The organism is Shewanella sp. 0m-8 (assembly GCF_052977265.1).
Map to the genome: position 1 here is coordinate 1 of NZ_JBRIMB010000108.1, position 1,055 is coordinate 1,055.

At 46.2% G+C, this 1,055-nt stretch carries 1 protein-coding gene; it reads right to left on the reverse strand.

The window, feature by feature from the left end; all coding sequences use genetic code 11:
• Positions 1-56 precede the first annotated feature (56 nt).
• Positions 57-974, reverse strand: coding sequence for an IS5 family transposase (locus ACVBIO_RS21575; RefSeq protein WP_447173429.1), 918 nt, complete (start codon positions 972-974; stop codon positions 57-59).
• Positions 975-1,055 lie beyond the last annotated feature (81 nt).

The window sequence follows — 1,055 nt, forward strand, 5'->3', positions numbered from 1 at the left end:
GGCGTTGTTGATCAAATCAAGGTGCTAGACGCAGCTACCCCAAGGGTTGTATCGCATTAGGCAGCTTGCTTCCTAATTGGCATACCTAGCCCTATGACTTTGTTCATTGCTTTTACGCCAGCTAAAGCTTCGCCTACCTGAGCGTTGTAATCACGAAGGCTAAGTTTAGGACTAATCAGCTGCTTATATCGATACATCGCAGTCTCAGAGAGTGACCTTACGTGGTAATCATTATCCTGTTTCCATTGTGCTAGTTGTTTAGCTTTGAGCGCTTTAACTCCTTCATTTCTCGGGTGCCCCTCCTCCCAATACCCTGCATTACTTCTAGGTGGAATAGTAGGCTTACAACCCTTGCGTTTGAGTAGCTTATGACATGCCTTAGTGTCATAGGCACCATCAGCTGACACTTGAGTAATACCTCTCCTCAACGGATTGAGCAATGTGGGTAGGACTTCATTGTCAGCGACATTGACTAAGGATACTTCAGCCGAAACAACTTCATGAGTACGACTATCGACTGCTAGGTGTAGCTTGCGCCAAGTACGACGCTTCTCTTTGCCGTGCTTACGGGTTTTCCACTCACCTTCACCGTAAACTTTTAGACCTGTTGAATCGATGACAACATGCGCCACAGTGCCACGACTTGGCGCTCGATACTTAACCTCAACAGTCTTAGCTCGTTTACTGATACAGCTGTAGCTTGGCGAGCACAATGGCACATCCATAAGCTGGAATACCGAATTGGTAAAGCCTTCAAGTGACCGTAATGACAAGCTAAATACGCCCTTAATCACTAGCGCTGTTTCGATAGCTACATCAGAGTAAATATACCCTCGACCACGACGACCATGGTGTTCAGTACATCGCCAAGACTTAATCGCTTGCTCATCAATCCAGAACGTCAGAGAGCCACGGTTGACGAGTGCTTTGTTGTACTGAGACCAGTTGGTTATTTTATGCTTAGATTTTCCCATTTTACTGCATCCATGTTGCCATCTTGGGAGATCAGATCACGCTAACGGCAAAAGGTTCATTCGATTTAGGAAACAAGGCCG

What these genes read in the sequence shown, in the direction of transcription:
- ACVBIO_RS21575 (WP_447173429.1), bottom strand. Translation starts at nt 974, where the DNA reads ATGGGAAAATCTAAGCATAAAATAACCAACTGGTCTCAGTACAACAAA.